Origin of the sequence: Corynebacterium camporealensis, from assembly GCF_000980815.1 — a bacterium.
In the GTDB taxonomy this organism is placed as follows: Bacteria; Actinomycetota; Actinomycetes; order Mycobacteriales; family Mycobacteriaceae; genus Corynebacterium; species Corynebacterium camporealense.
The window spans coordinates 1,929,579-1,946,471 of the sequence record NZ_CP011311.1 but is presented as its reverse complement, the minus strand read 5'-3'; the positions used below and the strand labels follow the sequence as shown (position 1 = coordinate 1,946,471).

Here is a 16,893-nt window from a genome sequence, read left to right as displayed (position 1 = left end):
CTCTAACGCTAAAAGAGGTTTGTCAACCCCCGCTAGAGGAAATTTTCAAACCTGTGGATAACTCTTAAAACCGCCAAAAATTGCCGAAAACTCGATGACGTGTCAACGAAAAACCTGTGGATAACTTGTAGTCGGCGGCATGGTTTTAGGGCGGTTATTTACCTGCCGACCTATTGAAAAGGCCAGGTGAGGGCATATTTTCTGGGGTGTCCCACCTCACCGACGGGGCTAGACTACCCCCGATGTATACCGAACGTGCGTATTGGTAGAAGTCGCTGACCAGCAGACGTATTACGTCCTTCCGGAACTGTCCGAAAAGTTGGAATCTCGACTAGTTAAGCGGGAGAAATACACATAGGATCTTGCATGTGGGGCTCGTCGCTAGGAGTTGATGGGTGAAGCGACAGGCGCCCCAGACGAACCTATACATCTTTAACTCAGAAGGGAGTCACATTCGTGACCACCGCAACGCAGCCGCTGCAGTTCGAAGCCTGGGAGGGTTTCGAAGCTGGCCCGTGGACTGAAGAGATTAACGTCCGCGACTTCATTCAGCGCAACTACACTCCTTACGACGGCGATGCCTCCTTCCTGGCGGGCCCGACCGACAAGACGGAGCGCACGTGGCAGCACCTGGAAGATAACTACCTGTCGATTGAGCGCGAAAAGCGCGTCTACGACGTCGACACTCATACTCCTTCGGATATTGACGCTTTCCCGGCGGGCTACATCAGCGAAGACGATGACGTCATCGTGGGCCTGCAGACCGATACTCCACTCAAGCGCGCCATGATGCCTTATGGCGGCTGGCGCATGGTGGAGCAGGCCATCAAGGAAGCCGGCAAAGAGGTCGACCCTGAGGTGAAGAAGATCTTCACCCGCTACCGCAAGACCCACAATGATGCGGTCTTCGATATCTACACCCCGCGTATTCGCGCGGCTCGTTCCTCGCACATCATCACCGGTCTGCCGGATGCTTATGGCCGTGGCCGCATCATCGGCGACTACCGCCGCGTGGCCCTGTACGGCGTGGACTACCTCATCGGGGAAAAGAAGCAGTCCCGCGACGCCGTCGCAGAGGTCGGTTTCAGCGAGCACTGGGCTCGCTACCGCGAGGAGCACTCCGAGCAGATCAAGGCCCTGCAGAAGCTCAAGGTCATGGCTGAGTCCTATGGCTTCGACATCTCAGGACCTGCTAAGAACGCTCACGAGGCAGTGCAGTGGACCTACTTCGGTTACCTGGGCTCGGTCAAGTCCCAGGATGGCGCCGCCATGTCCATTGGTCGTCTGTCTGCTTTCTTCGATTGCTACTTCGAGCGCGATTTCGCCGCAGGCACCTTGACTGAGGAAGAAGCACAGGAAATCATCGACCAGCTGGTCATCAAGCTGCGCATCGTCCGCTTCCTGCGCACCATCGACTACGACCAGATCTTCTCCGGTGACCCATACTGGGCAACCTGGTCCGACGCTGGCTTTGGCACTGACGGTCGCCACATGGTCACCAAGACCTCCTTCCGTCTGCTGCAGACCCTGATTAACCTGGGTCCTTCACCGGAGCCGAACATCACCATCTTCTGGGACCCGGCACTGCCGGAGGGCTACAAGGAATTCTGCGCTCACATCTCGATTGAGACCTCGTCGATTCAGTACGAGTCCGATAAGCAGATTCGTGAGCAGTGGGGCGACGATGCAGCGATTGCATGCTGTGTGTCGCCGATGGAAGTCGGCAAGCAGATGCAGTTCTTCGGCGCTCGCGTCAATGCCGCCAAGGCTCTGCTGTACGCCATCAATGGTGGTCGCGATGAGGTCACCGGCAAGCAGGTTGTCGACGGCTACGAGCCCATCCAGGGCGACGGCCCACTGGACTTCGACGAGGTCTGGCAGAAGTACGAAGAGATGCTCGACTGGGTCGTTGGCACCTACGTCGAAGCACTGAACATCATCCACTACACCCACGACCGCTACGCCTACGAGGCAGTGGAAATGGCGCTGCACGATTCCAACATCGTCCGCTCCATGGGCTGCGGCATCGCAGGTCTGTCCATCGTGGCTGACTCCCTGGCTGCCATCAAGTACGCCAAGGTCACCCCGGTGCGTGACGAGACCGGCCTGATTGTGGACTACAAGACCGAAGGCGACTTCCCCTTCTACGGCAACGACGACGACCGCGCCGACGATATCGCCGCGACGATCGTTCACACCGTGATGGAGAAGATCAAGGCCATCCCGATGTACCGCAACGCCATCCCGACTCAGTCCGTGCTGACGATTACCTCGAACGTCGTCTACGGCAAGGCCACCGGTGCTTTCCCGTCCGGCCACAAGGCTGGCACCCCGTTCGCACCGGGCGCTAACCCGGAAAACGGTGCTGACAACCACGGCATGGTCGCCTCCATGCTGTCGGTGGGCAAGCTGGACTACAAGGACGCTCTCGACGGCATCTCCCTGACCAACACCATCACCCCGGCTGGTCTGGGCCGCACCCCAGAAGAGCGAATCAACAATCTTGTCGGCGTTCTCGATGCCGGCTTCATCATGGAAGACAACTAAGGAGACGCACACCATGGCAACCCCAACTTTTGAAGACCGTTTGGCCAGCATGAAGAAGAACCGCGAGGCTCACAAGATGGAGTCCGGTTTGTACCATGCCAACATCAACGTCCTCGACAAGGCCACCCTGGAAGATGCAGTTGAGCACCCGGAGAAGTACCCGAACCTGACCGTGCGCGTGTCGGGCTACGCGGTGAACTTCGTCAAGCTGACCAAGGAACAGCAGCTCGACGTCATCTCCCGTACCTTCCACCAGGAATCCTAAATGGCAGATGGCATTACTGGCGTCGTTCACCTCGACCCCCAAGAAGGTGAGCGAGTTCGTGGCGCGGCAGCGGGCCTGGGCACGGACAACGAGCTAGATCAGATCACCCGTCCGGAGTTGATGGAGGCCCGCCGCACCGGCGAAGTCGCCCTCGTACACTCCTGGGAGCTGGTCACAGCTGTCGATGGCCCCGGCACCCGCATGACGATGTTCCTCTCGGGCTGCCCACTGCGCTGCAAGTATTGCCATAACCCGGACACCATGGAGATGAAGACGGGCACGCTGGAGAAGGTAGACGACGTCGTTAAGCGCATTAAGCGTTACAAGTCAGTCTTCCGCGCCTCCGGTGGCGGCCTGACCATCTCCGGTGGTGAGCCGCTGTTCCAGATTGCGTTTACGCGCCGCGTGCTTAAGGAAGTGCATGACGCCGGTATTCATACCGCGATTGATACTTCTGGTTTCCTCGGCTCGCGTCTGCGCGATGAAGACCTGGACAACATCGACTTAGTTCTGCTCGATGTGAAGTCAGGCGACCCGGCTACGTACAAAAATGTCACGGGCCGCGAGCTGCAGCCGACGATTGATTTCGGAGATAGGCTGGCGGCCATCGGCAAGCGGGTCTGGATCCGCTTCGTGGTGGTGCCAGGGCTTAGCGATGACCCCGCCAACGTCGCCAAAGTCGCCGACATCGTGGGCCGCTGGACCGAGAACGTGGAAAGGGTAGAGGTCTTGCCTTTCCACAACATGGGCAAAGACAAATGGCAAGAACTGGGCCTGAATTACACCCTGGAAGACACAAAGCCCCCGCGCCCAGAGGACGTGGAGGCAGTGCGTGAGGTCTTCCGCACAAAGGGGCTGCAGACGTACTAAGTCCGCGCCCAAATCTTCACGGAAATGCCCGCTTCGGCGGGCATTTCTACTTTTTCTGCAGCAGCAAGGTCAGGCCGGCGGCAAGCAGCCAGCTGTCCTTGGCCAGGGAGAGGCCCTGCTCGGAAGGGCGGATGCCATCGTCAAGCGTGTTGTCGTCGTCGCCAAAGTAAAGGGTGAGCAGACCCGCACCAAAGGCGGTCAGGCCTGCGCCGGCGATGCGGTTGGAGACAAACGGTGCCAGCAGTGCGCCGCCGACTGCGATTTCGGATGCGCCGATGATCTGGCCGAACTTATCGGACGGCAGCTGCTTGAGCTCCTTGATGCCGGTGGCGGCGAAATCCTGCAGGCCCTTGGAGGACTCAGCGTCCATGCCGAGCTTGCCCAGGCCGGAATTAACAATGAAAGCGCCCGGAATGGCGCGCAGTGGGATATTCGAAAGCTTCATGGGTCCCCAGCCTACCTAAACCGCTAGCATGGGGCGCATGTATCGTCAGCTCGGATTGGACTTTAAAGAACACGTCATCACTGTGCCCTGGGACTATGACAACCCAGGCGAAACCTTCGAACTTTATGCGCGTGAAATTATCCCGCCGGGAGGAGAAGACTACCCGGTCATCGTGTACAACCAGGGCGGTCCGGGCTTTCCGGCACCGCGCCCGGTGACGAAGTCCGGTGTGATTGCCGCGGGCCTGGATCGCTTCCGCTGGATTCTGATGGACCAGCGCGGCACCGGTCGCAGTAATCGTCTGGATGCGGATACGGACTTGCCGCCGCTGCACCTGCTGCGCCAGGACCAGATTGTGCGCGATGCCGAGCGCCTGCGCGAGCACCTAGGCTTGGACAGCTGGTCGCTGTTTGGTCAGTCCTTCGGTGGATTCTGTATTACTGCGTATCTGTCGCAGTTCCCGGAGTCCATCGACTACGCGTTCCTCACCGGCGGTCTGCCGTCGCTGGAGAAGAGCGTCGATGATGTCTATCGCTCCACCTTCACTAAGCTGCGCACGCGCCACGAGCGTTTCTACCAGCAGTTCCCGTGGGCCAAGCAGCGCGTAGAAGAAATCCTGCACTACCTGGACAACTCCGATGAGCACTTGCCGACGGGCGAGCGGCTGAGCTCCCTGCGCTTTCGCACCATTGGCATCGAGTTAGGTCGCGGCACCGGCTTTAACTCCCTGGCCTACCTGTTGGAAGATCCTTTCCACACCGTGGGCGGGGAGAAGCGGCTGCGCAGTGACTTCCTCGGTGACGTTGGTCAGCGAGTAAGTTTCCAGAATGGTCCACTGTATGCGGTGATGCATGAGTCGATTTATGGGGGCATCGGAAAGCTTGGCCCCACCAACTGGGCTGCCCACCGCATCCGGGAGGAATTTCCGGAGTTTGCCGAGGAGGGTACGTATCTGACCGGTGAGCATATCTTCCCCTGGCAGTTTGATGAGGACCCGGCGCTGCGTCCGCTGAAGGATGCCGCGGAGGAACTGGCCCAGCATGACTGGCAGTCAAGCCCTTATGACGTGGATAACCTGGGCAAAGCCCGCGCGAAGGCGGCTGCAGCAGTGTATTTGGATGACATCTTCGTGCCTTTTGAGGAGTCCATGGCGACGGCGCAAGCCTACCGTGACCTGCGGCCGATGGTGACGAATCGCTATCAGCACAACGGCATTGCAGAGGATGGAGAAAAGATCTTTAAAGAGCTTTTTCGGCTTGCCGAGGATCACTAACTCTGAAATAGTGAAGCCTAACCAATGATGTAAGGGAGATAACATGCAGGGCTTTATCGTGGTCGTTATTATCCTCGTCCTTATTGTGATGACCTTGTTCGATGGTTACTTCACGGTGCGTACGCGGGAAGCGGCCATCCTGGAACGTTTGGGTAAATTCACCAAGGTTGCGCATGCGGGTCTGCACTTTAAGGTGCCGTTTATTGACCGCGTGCGGGACAAGATCAGCTTGCAGGTCCGTCAGCTCGATGTGATGGTTGAGACCAAGACCAAGGACAACGTCTTCGTGCAGATTCCGGTTGCGGTTCAGTACGAGGTCGTCGAAGGCCGCGAGCGCGAGGCCTACTACATGCTGTCCAATCACGAACAGCAGATCATTGCTTACGTGCAGGACAACGTCCGTTCCTCCGTGGCGAACATGGACCTGGATGACTCCTTCTCCTCGAAGGACACCATTGCGCGCAACGTGGCTATCTCGCTGCGTGACAACATGGCGGAGTACGGCTGGAACTTCGTTAACACCCTGGTTACCGACATCCGCCCGGATAGCCGCGTGCGTGAGTCGATGAACTCCATCAACGCCGCTCAGCGCGAGCGCGAAGCCGCAGTCGCCCAGGCTGAGGCTGAGAAGATCCGCGTGGTCAAGGAAGCCGAAGGTGCCGCTGAGGCTCGCAAGCTGCAGGGCCGCGGTGTTGCGGAACAGCGTAAGGAAATCGTTGAAGGTATCGCCGCCCAGTACGAGATGCTGCGCAAGGCCGGCGTCGAAGAATCGCCGGAAGCCCTCATGCTGGTCTCCCAGTACCTCGATGCCATGGTCGATGTCTCTTCCAACGGCAACGCCAGCGTCCTCTACATGCCCTCCAACCCAGCCGGTATGGGCGATCTTTTCGACGGCATGCGTGACGTGCTCATGGCCAACCACGCGCTCGGGTCGAGCGAGGGATCGAAGAGCAACGACAACAACCGCTCCCGTCACCAGCGCGAAGAATCTGCAAGCCGCCCGCAGAACTACGAGCAGGTGCAGCGCGCCGTGGAGCAGTCGCCGCATCGCGATGCATTCGACAACGCAGAATCCCAGGGGAGCGATATGCCAAACCGCCTGGGAGACCACTTCCAGCAGCTGCGCAAGCAGCTCCGCCCGGACGAAGACTAGGATCTCCTGACCTTTAAGCTGCCCATCTGGAACCAGGTGGGCAGCTTCTTTGTGTCTTCATCACCAGGGGTGCATATATCGCCCCGCAGGATCACTGCGGGGGTAGGCTCAGATGTGATGAGTATCGACAGATTTTTCGACGATTACACCGCAAAGAAGGGGATTTCACCCACCGCGGCGGTAGAAAAAGATCACAATTGTCAGATCTTCGATGAAGACGAAGAAACCCGCCTTCAGCAGGCGCGGGAGCTGATTAAGCACGGTCTGGAATCCCCTGCAGGTGGGGGTAAGAAGCCGCCGCGCGGCTAAAAGATGATGGAACCCTCATGATTTTGTGGCATGCTAGGGTTTCAGATTTTTCCTAAGCGAAACTTTTTCTGCACTTTCTTTTAAGTCCTGAGGAGCAGCACGCATCGTGAATAGTGCCCAGAATTCCCTGGTTAACGGCCAGCGCCTGATTGATTCCCAGCCAGCTTTCGCTCTGTCCTTCTCCGGGCAGGGATACCCGTGGCTGCCGACGCTGCGCAGTGCCCTAGCCTCCGGCGTGGGTGGACAATTGGCCAACTACCTGGCCGAGGCGTCCGACATCCTGCGCCCCGTGCAAGCAGATATCGACGTCGCCACCCCGCAGGGTTTCGATCCCCTGCTGTGGGCCCGCCGCGATGAGCCTGACGATGCCGCCGCCCCCGCTATCTCCACCCCGGGCATCCTCTTTGCTCAGCTCGCCGTCGTGGAATCCCTGCAGGGACAAGGCCTGGATACCTCGAAGGCCGTTACCGCAATCGGGCACTCCCAAGGCGAACTCGCCGCGCTCGTTGCCCGTGGCGAGGCCACCCCGGCACAATCGCTGGCCATTGCACAGCTCATCGGCGCTGCGATTAGCCTGCACGCTCGTGCTACCGGCCTGCGCAGCACCTCCGAGGGTCCTGCCATGCTCGCCGTCAGCGGTGTTAGCGAAGAACAGCTCACTCAAGCCGGCGCGGTTATCGGCCTGCGCAACGGCGCGGATCGCTTCGTCATCGTCGGCGCTCCGGCGGGCAACCAGCTGGTTCGACGTCGCCTCGAAGCTCAAGCCCAAGCCGACGCCAAGGCCGTCGAAAACAAAGAACATGGCGGCACCCCATTCAACCCGCGCTTTAGCCCACTGGACGTGCACGCTGCCTACCATCACCCGGACATGGCCGCAGCCGTCCAGCAAGTAGAGCAGTGGGGCACACAGTGCGAGCGTGATTCCGAACTCGTAGCCCATGCCGCCCGCGCGGTGCTCACCGACTTCGTCGACTGGCCGGCACGGGTCACCGAAGCCGCTGATGCTGGTGCTGAGTTGATTTTCGAATGCGGCCCTGCCAACGGCGTCGAGCCGCTGACCAAGGAACTGGTGGAAGGCCGCGGCATCGGCACGCTCGTGCTGTCGAGCACCGAAGGCCAAGCACAGCTTTTCGATGCCGGCCAAGCTCCTGCACGCCCTGGCACCTGGGAGAAGTTCCTCCCACACGTAGAGAACGGTCGTCTACGCAGCCGCTTTAGCGAGGTCACCGGCTATTCCCCGGTGATGTTGCCGGGCATGACCCCGACCACCGTCGACCCAGAAATCGTGGCTGCCGCTGCAAACGCCGGCCACTGGGCGGAACTGGCCGGTGGTGGCCAGAACCCCGCGTCCATCCTCGATGCCAACCTGGCTAAGCTCACTGAGCTGCTCGAACCGGGCGTGTCTGCGCAGTTCAACGCGATGTACCTCTCGGCTGCGCAGTGGCGTCGTCAGATTGCTGGCCAGCGCGCCATCCCGAAGGCCCGCGCCAACGGTGCCCCGATTTCCGGCGTCATCGTATCCGCCGGCATCCCGCCGCAGGACGAAGCCGTCGCCCTGGTCGAGCAGCTCCACGCCGACAACTTCCCGTGGGTGGCCTTCAAGCCGGGCACCGTGCAGCAGATTGAGCAGACCCTGCGCATCGCCGATGCGGTCGATACTCCCATCATCATGCAGGTCGAAGGCGGCCACGCCGGCGGCCACCACTCCTGGGAGGACCTCGACGAACTCCTGCTGGCCACCTACGCCGACATTCGTGAGCGCGACAACGTACTCCTCGCCGTTGGCGGTGGCATCGGTAGTCCGGAACGCGGCGCTGACTACCTGCTGGGCACCTGGGCCACAACCTACGGCCGCCCAGCCATGCCTGTCGATGCCATCATGATCGGCACCGCCGCCATGGCCGCCAAGGAATCCACCGCGTCTGCTGACGTCAAGCAGGCACTGGTGGCCAACGCCGGCATCGCCGCCGGCGACAACCACGGCTGGGCACCGGCCGGCAAAGCCACCGGCGCTGTGGTCTCCAGCCGCTCGCAGCTGGGCGCTGACCTCCATGAAATCGACAATGCCTGGGCACGCACCGGACGCCTCCTCGAAGAAGTCGCCGGCGATGCCGACTCCATCCAAGCCCGCCGCGGCGAAATCATCGATGCCCTCAACTCGACCGCAAAGCCTTACTTCGGCGACGTGGCTGACATGACCTACCGCGAGTGGCTCGAGCGCTACCTGGAGCTTTCCTTCCGTGGCAAGTGGGTCGATGTTTCCTGGTTTACCCGCTTCGTGGAGATGGTCGCCCGTACCGAATCCCGCCTGAGCTCCGTCGACCATGGCGAGTTCGAGGCCGCAGTCACGGTGGAGGAAGAAGATCCGGAGGCAAGCATCGCAAAGCTTTCCGATGCCTACAGCCACCTGCTTGACCTACCCGTCCACCCCGGCGACGTCGCCTGGTTTATCACTTTGCTCGAAGGCCGCGGCAAGCCTGCCAACTTCGTGCCGGTCATCGACGCGGAAATCCGCCGCCGCTGGCGTGAGGATTCCCTCTGGCAAGCCCACGACGAGCGCTACGCGGCGGATGAAGTCAGCATCATCCCCGGCACCACCGCCGTGGCCGGCATCGAAAGCGCCGACGAACCCATCGCTGACCTGTTGCGCCGCTTCGAGGACGCCGCGGCTCAGCAGCTTCAGGACGTCGGCCCACAACGACAGGAAGATGCCACCGAGCGCATCGCTGCTGCACCAGCGGTGACCTGGGCAGGCAAGCAGCGCGTTAACCCGGCGCGTGTGCTGCTCGGACACGAGACTGGTGCAACCCTGGAAGCCACGGGCGAGAACACCTTCGCCCTGCGCGTTCCGGTGGCCGGCAGCGAGCTGAACCTCGAACTACAAGAATCCACCATTCCGGGTGGCATTCCGGAGGTCACCAACGCCGCGGCTGCCATGCACGAACTCGCAGCGATGGCTGCTGGCGGCACCTTGCCGGAGGTCACTGGCAACCAGGCCACCTGCACCGCGAGCCTGGATACCGCGGGCTGGACCAGCTACAACGCGGTGACCGCAGGATGCGTACCTGCCGATGCTGCCCTCGGCGCCCAAGCCGCCGACGTACTTGTCGGCAAGGCCTGGCCAGCCGTCTTCGCGGTCATTGCTGATGCGCAGACCAAGGATGGCATTCCAGTCGTCGAGGGCCTGCTGGACCTGGTTCACCTCGAGCACGGTCTTACCCTGCATGACGAGCTTCCAGACTTAAGCGCTGGGCCAGTCGAAGTACAGGCCACCGCCACCGCGGGTGAAGCCCACGATACTGAAATGGGCCGTGAGCTGTACGTTAACGTCGAACTGGTTGCTAATGGCGAATCCTTGGCCACGCTGAAGGAACGATTCTTGCTCCGCGGCCGTGGCGGCAAGGAGGCTGCGTCCGCACCGCTACGAAGCGTGGAAACCACCCGTGAGACCCCACCGGCATTCCGCCATCAGGTCTCCGTGCGCGCACCGCGCACCATGGATGCCTTTGCACGCGTGAGTGGTGACCTGAACCCGATTCACCGCGACGACAATGCCGCACGCCTGGCTGGTCTGCCGGATGGTGTCATTGTCCACGGCATGTGGACCTCCGCGCTGGGACAGTTGGCGGCCGGTTTCGATGGTGCGGGGTTGGAGTCCTGGCAGTGCCAGATGCTCAACCCGGTTCTGCCGGGCCAGCTCGTGGATTATGAGGTCACCCGCGTCGGCATTGATGCCCACGGCGGGGAAGTCCGCCGCGTGACCGCCACCGTCGATGGTGTGCCGGTACTCAGCGGTCTGGCCGCGATGTCCGCGCCGAAGACCTTCTACGGCTTCCCGGGCCAAGGCATTCAGCACCCCGGTATGGGCATGGATGCCTATGCGGCATCGCCAGCAGCACGCGATATTTGGGACCGCGCTGACAAGCACACCCGCGCCAAGCTGGGCTTTAGCCTGCTTGAAATCGTGCGCAACAACCCGGCGCGCGTGGTCGTCGACGGCGAGGAATTCACCCACCCGGATGGTGCGCTGTACTTAACGCAATTTACCCAGGTCGCCATGGCGACACTCGGCTGCGCACAGGTCGCCGAAATGAAGGAAGCCGGCATTCTGGTCAACGGTGCTTTCTTCGCCGGTCACTCTGTCGGCGAGTACAACGCCCTGGCCGCCTACGCGCAGGTGCTCTCCCTGGAAGCAGTCATCGAGATTGTCTACCGCCGCGGTCTCACCATGCACCGCCTGGTCGATCGCGACGAGGCCGGTAACTCCAACTACGGCCTTGCCGCACTGCGCCCGAACAAGATGGGGCTGGGTTCGGCTGAGGTATTCGATTTCGTCGCAAAGCTCAGCGAGGACACCGGTGAGTTCTTAGAAATCGTGAACTACAACATCGACGGCGTGCAGTACGCCGTGGCCGGTACCCGCGCCGGGCTGAAAGCCCTGCACCAGGTGGCCGAGCAGCGCACGCCGGGCAAGCGGACGTTTATCCAAATCCCGGGCATTGACGTGCCTTTCCACTCCTCGCACCTGCTCGGTGGCGTGCCGGACTTCCGCGAACACCTCGAATCCCTCATCCCAGATGACATTGACCTGGACGTGCTGGTGGGCCGCTACATCCCGAACCTGGTTGCCCGTCCTTTTACCTTGGACCGCGAGTTCGTTGAGTCCATCACCGACGTTGTCGATTCGCCGGTCATCAACGACATCCTGGCTGATTTCGGTGCTCACGCAGCCAACCCGGTTCGCCTGGGCCGCACCCTGCTCATTGAGCTGCTGGCCTGGCAGTTCGCCTCGCCGGTGCGCTGGATTGAAACTCAGGACCTGCTGCTAGATAGCACTCAGGTGGCCGCCGATCGCTTCGTCGAAATCGGCGTGGGCAGCTCCCCGACGCTGGCAAATATGCTCGGCCAGACCCTGCGCCTGCCGCATTACGATGGCCACCCGATTGAGGTGCTCAACATCGAGCGCGACCGCGGCATTGTCTTCGCCGAGGACGCCGTCGATGCGCCGGCGACAGAAGTCATCGACGACGCCCCCGAGGCCACCGAAGAACCGGAGGAAACCCCAACCGAGGTCGTCCAGCAGACCGCACCGGCCGCCGCAGCCGCACCTACTGCCGAGCGCCCCACGGACCTGCCTGTCGATGCCGCCTTTGCCACCGAAGTCCTCGTCGCCGTGTGGACCAAGGTGCGCCTGGACCAGATGGGTCCGACCGACACCATTGAAGCCCTCGTCGAGGGCGTATCCTCCCGCCGCAATCAGCTGCTTCTCGATGTCGGCAGCGAGTTCGGCCTCGGTGCCATCGATGGCGCCGCCGACGCCCCGATTGCGCAGTTGGGTCAAACTGTCAAGGGGATGGCCAAGGGGTATTCCGCCTTCGGTCCGGTCCTCGACGCGCAGGTCAGCGAGGCTTTGCGCAGCCTGACTGGCCCGGCAGGCAAGAAGCCGTCCTATATCACCGAACGCGTCACCCAAACCTGGGGCCTGGACTCCGGTTGGGCTGACCGCGTTGCTGCGGAGCTCCTCCTGGGCACCCGCGACGGCGCATCCCTGCGCGGTGGTGACCTGGCCACGCTGCCGACGTCGGCAAGCAATGCCGGGGAGCTGGATGCACTTATCGATGCCGCCGTTCACGCCGCCGGCCAACGCGTCGGCATCGAAGTCACCCTGCCTAGCGCGGGTGCCAGCAGCGATGCCATGGTCGATTCCGCAGCACTCAGCGAACTGCGCGAGAATCTCACGGCTGACCTAGCGGAGACCGCCCGCACCCTGCTGCGTCGCCTCGGTGTTGAGGAGCAGGCAGGGGAGGAGAGCATCGATACTTCCGATGCTGATGCATTGCAGGACCTGGTCACCCAGGAACTGGGGCCGGACTGGCCGCAGTTGGTCACGCCTACTTTCGATGAGAAGCGCGCAGTGCTTCTCGATGACCGATGGGCCTCTGCCCGCGAAGACCTTGCCCGCGCCGCTGCCGGTGTTATCGATTCGTCCGAGCTGGATCTGCGCGGTACCGGCGAAGAGGTCGCCGCGATGGCCGAGTATCTCGGCTTTGGTGACCTGGCAGAGCAGGCTCGCAGCAGTGCGAGCGAGCTAGAACAGCACGGCAAGGTTGCCGTTGTCACTGGTGCGTCGCCGAGTTCGATTGCCGCTGCAGTCACGGCCGAATTGCTCTCTGAAGGTGCCACGGTTGTCGCGACCTGTTCGCGCCTGAACCATGACCGCTTGGAGTTCTACAAGCAGCTCTACCGTGAGCATGCTGTCGGTGAGGCCGCACTGTGGGTCGCACCCGCCAACCTGAATTCCTTCCAGGACGTGTCGGCTCTTGCGCAGTGGATTGGCAACGAGCAGACCACCACGGTGGGTGCCTCGTCGAAGGTCGTCAAGCCTGCACTGGTTCCAGACCTGCTCTACCCATTTGCCGCACCGTCGGTGCACGGCACCCTGGCCGAGGCCGGTTCGCCCTCTGAGGCACAGATGCGTCTGCTGCTGTGGTCGGTGGAGAAGCTCATCGCTGAACTATCCACCCTGGGTGGTCAAACTGACCTGGGTCATCGCCTGCATGTGGTGCTGCCGGGGTCGCCGAACCGCGGCATCTTCGGCGGCGACGGCGCCTACGGCGAGTCCAAGGCCGCACTCGATGCCCTGGTTAATCGCTGGAGTGTGGAACCACGCTGGTCGGCGAACACGACCTTGGCGCATGCGCACATCGGTTGGGTGCGCGGCACCGGCCTGATGGCCGGCAACGACCCACTGGTCGGCCTGGTCGAAGAACGCGGTGTGCAAACCTACAGCACTGAAGAGATCGCGAAGCGCCTTGTCAACGAAGCTGCCAGCTCCTCCACCCGTGAGAGCGCTGCTTCCGAGCCAGTAACACTCGACTTCACCGGTGGTCTGGCAGAGGCGAACCTGAACCTGCCGGAACTCGCCGCCGAAGCAGCAGAAAATGCGGAGAACGCCCAGGCTTCTTCCGAGCCAGAAGACACGGTCCCCGCGCAGACTTTGCAGGCACTGCCGAGCCCGCGTGCCGCAGTCGTGGAGACCGAGCCGGACTTTGGTGGTCTGACTCAGCGCCTCGAGGACATAGTGGTCATCGTCGGTGCGGGCGAGTTAGGCCCGCTGGGCTCGTCGCGTACTCGCTTTGAAGTTGAGGTCGGCGGTGACTTAAGCGCTGCTGGTGTGGTCGAGCTGGCCTGGACGACCGGGCTGATTACCTGGGATGAGACCACGCGCAGCTGGGTGGATGTGGAATCTGATGAGGCGGTTGCTGAGGAAGATATCTACGACCGCTACCACGATGAGGTCTTGGGCCGAATTGGTGTGCGTCGATTCCACGATGACTTCGGTCCGCACATGCCGATGGTCGATAACCTCGAACCAGAATTGACCACGATCTATCTGGATGAAGAGCTGCGTTTTAGTGTGGCCGATGCCGAGACTGCACAGTCCTTCGTGGATTCCGCACCGGGTGCCAGCGCGCACTTTGATGGTGAGGAATGGCAGGTTGTGCGCCCGGCGGGTTCGCCGATTAGGGTGCCGCGTCGTGTAGCGATGACGCGCTTTGTCGGCGGCCAGATTCCCGAAGGTTTCAACCCGGCGGTCTACGGTATTCCGGCAGACATGCTCGACAACTTGGATCGCCTGGCGCTGTGGAACCTGGTGTGCACGGTTGAGGCTTTCGTGACCGCGGGCTTTAGCCCGGCTGAGCTGCTCAGCGCGGTACACCCGGCGCGCGTGTCGTCGACGCAGGGCACCGGTATGGGTGGTGTGGAATCGCTGCGGTCGTTGTACATCGATAAGCTGTTGGCCCAGGCCCGCCCGAATGACATCCTGCAAGAAGCACTGCCTAATGTTGTCGCAGCGCACGTCATGCAGTCCTACGTCGGCGGTTATGGCCAGATGGTTCACCCGGTCGCAGCGTGTGCGACGGCGGCGGTGTCGGTGGAAGAGGGCGTCGATAAGCTGCGCCTGCACAAGGCCGACTTCGTGGTCGCCGGTGGCATTGATGACCTGTCCATTGAGGGCATTGGTGGCTTCGGTGATATGGCGGCGACGGCGGATTCGGCGTCGCTGGAAGCCCAGGGCATTGAGCACAAGTACTTCTCCCGTGCCAATGACCGGCGCCGCGGCGGATTCATTGAATCCGCAGGTGGTGGCACGTTGTTGCTGGCCCGCGGTGATTTCGCAGCTGAGCACGGTCTGCCGGTCCACGGCGTGGTGGGCTTTGCCGAGTCCTTTGCTGATGGTGCGCATACTTCTATCCCGGCGCCGGGTCTGGGCGCGCTGTCGGCGGCGCGCGGGGGAGTGCACTCCCGTCTGGCTACCTCGCTGGCGCAGTTGGGTGTGGGTGCCGATGACATTGCGATTGTCTCCAAGCACGACACCTCCACCAACGCCAATGACCCGAACGAGTCGAAGCTGCACGAGCGCATCGCCGCGGAGCTGGGCCGCAGTGCCGGCAATCCGCTGTATGTGATTTCGCAGAAGTCGCTCACGGGTCACGCGAAGGGCGGTGCCGCGGCCTTCCAGGTCATCGGTCTGACCCAGGTGCTGCGCCAGGGCATTATTCCGCCGAATCGCTCGCTGGACTGCGTGGATCCGGAGCTGCAACAACACAGCCATCTAACCTGGTTGCGTCAGCCGTTGGACCTGCGCGGCACTGCGCCGAAGGCAGGGCTGGTGACCTCGTTGGGCTTTGGTCACGTTTCCGCGCTGGTGGCCATTGTCCATCCGCAGGCCTTCTATGAGGCACTCAAGCAAGCCCGTGGTGAAGAAGCGGCGCAGCAGTGGCGTGAGCAGGCGAAGCGTCGTGAGGCAGCAGGGCAGCAGCTTATCGATGCCGCCATGTACGGCGGACCAGTCCTCTACAGCCGTCCAGCGGACCGCAACTTGGGTGCTGGCGATGTCGATGAGCGCGAGACTGCAGTGCTTCTGTCGGATGACGCACGACTGGTCGATGGCGTGCTCGACCCGAAGGCCCAGCAGTGAGCCCGCGGATAAGTGTGGGCACGGACTTAGTTCACGTGCCAGGCTTTGCCGAGCAATTAGCACGCCCCGGTTCGGTATTCGAGCAGGTCTTTAGCCCGCTCGAGTTGCGGGTGGCTGCGACTAAGGGTGCGCGCCGGGCAGAGCACCTCGCGGGGCGTTGGGCGGCCAAGGAGGCGTATCTGAAGGCGTGGTCGCAGGCTCGTTACGGCCAACCGCCCGTCATGGTGGAGCACGACGTGCGCTGGGAGGAAATTGAAACCCGCCCCGATGCGTGGGGGCGGGTGGAGATTCTGTTGCACGGCGCGATTGCTGGTGCGGTATCCCAAACCTTGGGAAAGTGGGAGGCGAGTGTGAGCATTAGCCACGATGGCGACTACGCTACCGCAACGGTGCTGCTCAGTTACTAGACCTCTGGTTCGGCCGTAGCCACGGAGAACAGGTAAGCGATGAGCATGCGCTTGATTTCGGCGACCACGCGGTCGAAGTTTTCCGGGGTTTCGGTCACGGCGTAGTTGAGCATCGATACGCACGCGTGCACCAAAAATGCCGCCAGCTTCAGGCGCTGGTCGTAGTCCTGATCCGGAGCCAACGGCGCCAGAATTTCGGCGAGCGGGCGGAGTAACTGCAACTCCGTATCCGCAGCCGTATAACGCGTGGCCGGGGTGGACTGCACCGCATGCCACACCGCACGACGCGACGGGTCCTCACGCCACATACGCGCTAAGTGATCGATGAGCTCATCAAGGAAGTCTGGCCACTGCAGCGCCGGGACATGCTGGGAAAAGCGCTCAATCTCCGCGAGGTTGTCCGCGACGTCTTGGCGGTCGAGCTCGCAAATCAGCACATACTTGTTCGCAAAGAACTGATACAGCGTGCCAATGGGGACCTCGGCGCGGCGGGAGACTTCGTCGAAGGTGAAGGACTCGAAGCCGACATCGACAAGCACGCTGCGTGCGGACTGCAGGATCCGGTTAAAACGCTCCCGGCTGCGGGCCTGGGCAGGCCTGCGGCGGGGAACGAGCAGCTCAGCATCGTCGGATGTGGTCAC

Annotated in this window: 10 protein-coding genes; 8 read left to right on the top strand and 2 right to left on the bottom strand. The window is 61.9% G+C overall.

Annotation, left to right across the window (positions count from 1 at the left end):
• Positions 1-456: 456 nt before the first annotated feature.
• From pflB to pflA, 3 genes are read left to right on the top strand one after another with little or no spacing between them, the layout of a single operon-like run.
• Complete coding sequence (pflB, locus tag UL81_RS09040; RefSeq protein ID WP_035105822.1) at positions 457-2,547, top strand: formate C-acetyltransferase; 2,091 nt, start codon at positions 457-459, stop codon at positions 2,545-2,547.
• 13 nt (positions 2,548-2,560) lie between these two features.
• Positions 2,561-2,812 carry an autonomous glycyl radical cofactor GrcA2 gene (gene grcA2, locus UL81_RS09035; RefSeq protein ID WP_035105823.1) on the top strand — a complete coding sequence of 84 codons (252 nt, stop codon included), beginning with the start codon at positions 2,561-2,563 and terminating at the stop codon, positions 2,810-2,812.
• Positions 2,813-3,682 carry a pyruvate formate-lyase-activating protein gene (pflA, locus tag UL81_RS09030; RefSeq protein ID WP_035105825.1) on the top strand — a complete coding sequence of 290 codons (870 nt, stop codon included), beginning with the start codon at positions 2,813-2,815 and terminating at the stop codon, positions 3,680-3,682.
• A 46-nt stretch (positions 3,683-3,728) separates the two neighbouring features.
• On the opposite strand, the gene UL81_RS09025 is transcribed toward pflA, so the two are convergent.
• On the bottom strand, positions 3,729-4,127 hold the full coding sequence (locus tag UL81_RS09025; RefSeq protein ID WP_035105827.1) for a hypothetical protein: 399 nt from the start codon (positions 4,125-4,127) through the stop codon (positions 3,729-3,731).
• Between the two features lie 37 nt (positions 4,128-4,164).
• On the opposite strand from UL81_RS09025, the gene UL81_RS09020 reads away from it, so the two are divergent.
• The 5 genes from UL81_RS09020 (at position 4,165) to acpS (ending at position 16,252) form a co-directional block, all read left to right on the top strand.
• On the top strand, positions 4,165-5,400 hold the full coding sequence (locus UL81_RS09020; RefSeq protein WP_035105828.1) for an alpha/beta fold hydrolase: 1,236 nt from the start codon (positions 4,165-4,167) through the stop codon (positions 5,398-5,400).
• 43 nt (positions 5,401-5,443) lie between these two features.
• Positions 5,444-6,553: an SPFH domain-containing protein gene (locus UL81_RS09015; RefSeq protein ID WP_035105829.1), complete on the top strand. Its 1,110-nt coding sequence runs from the start codon at positions 5,444-5,446 to the stop codon at positions 6,551-6,553.
• Positions 6,554-6,670: 117 nt separating this feature from the next.
• Positions 6,671-6,862, top strand: a complete 192-nt coding sequence (locus UL81_RS09010; RefSeq protein ID WP_046453507.1) for a hypothetical protein — start codon at positions 6,671-6,673, stop codon at positions 6,860-6,862.
• A gap of 106 nt (positions 6,863-6,968) precedes the next feature.
• Positions 6,969-15,845 carry a type I polyketide synthase gene (locus UL81_RS09005; RefSeq protein WP_046453506.1) on the top strand — a complete coding sequence of 2,959 codons (8,877 nt, stop codon included), beginning with the start codon at positions 6,969-6,971 and terminating at the stop codon, positions 15,843-15,845.
• Positions 15,842-16,252, top strand: a complete 411-nt coding sequence (gene acpS, locus UL81_RS09000; RefSeq protein WP_236684461.1) for a holo-ACP synthase AcpS — start codon at positions 15,842-15,844, stop codon at positions 16,250-16,252. The genes UL81_RS09005 and acpS overlap by 4 nt, the downstream gene beginning before the upstream one ends.
• Here the strand turns inward: acpS and UL81_RS08995 are convergent.
• Positions 16,249-16,893 carry a TetR/AcrR family transcriptional regulator gene (locus tag UL81_RS08995; protein WP_035105832.1) on the bottom strand — a complete coding sequence of 215 codons (645 nt, stop codon included), beginning with the start codon at positions 16,891-16,893 and terminating at the stop codon, positions 16,249-16,251. The genes acpS and UL81_RS08995 overlap by 4 nt on opposite strands.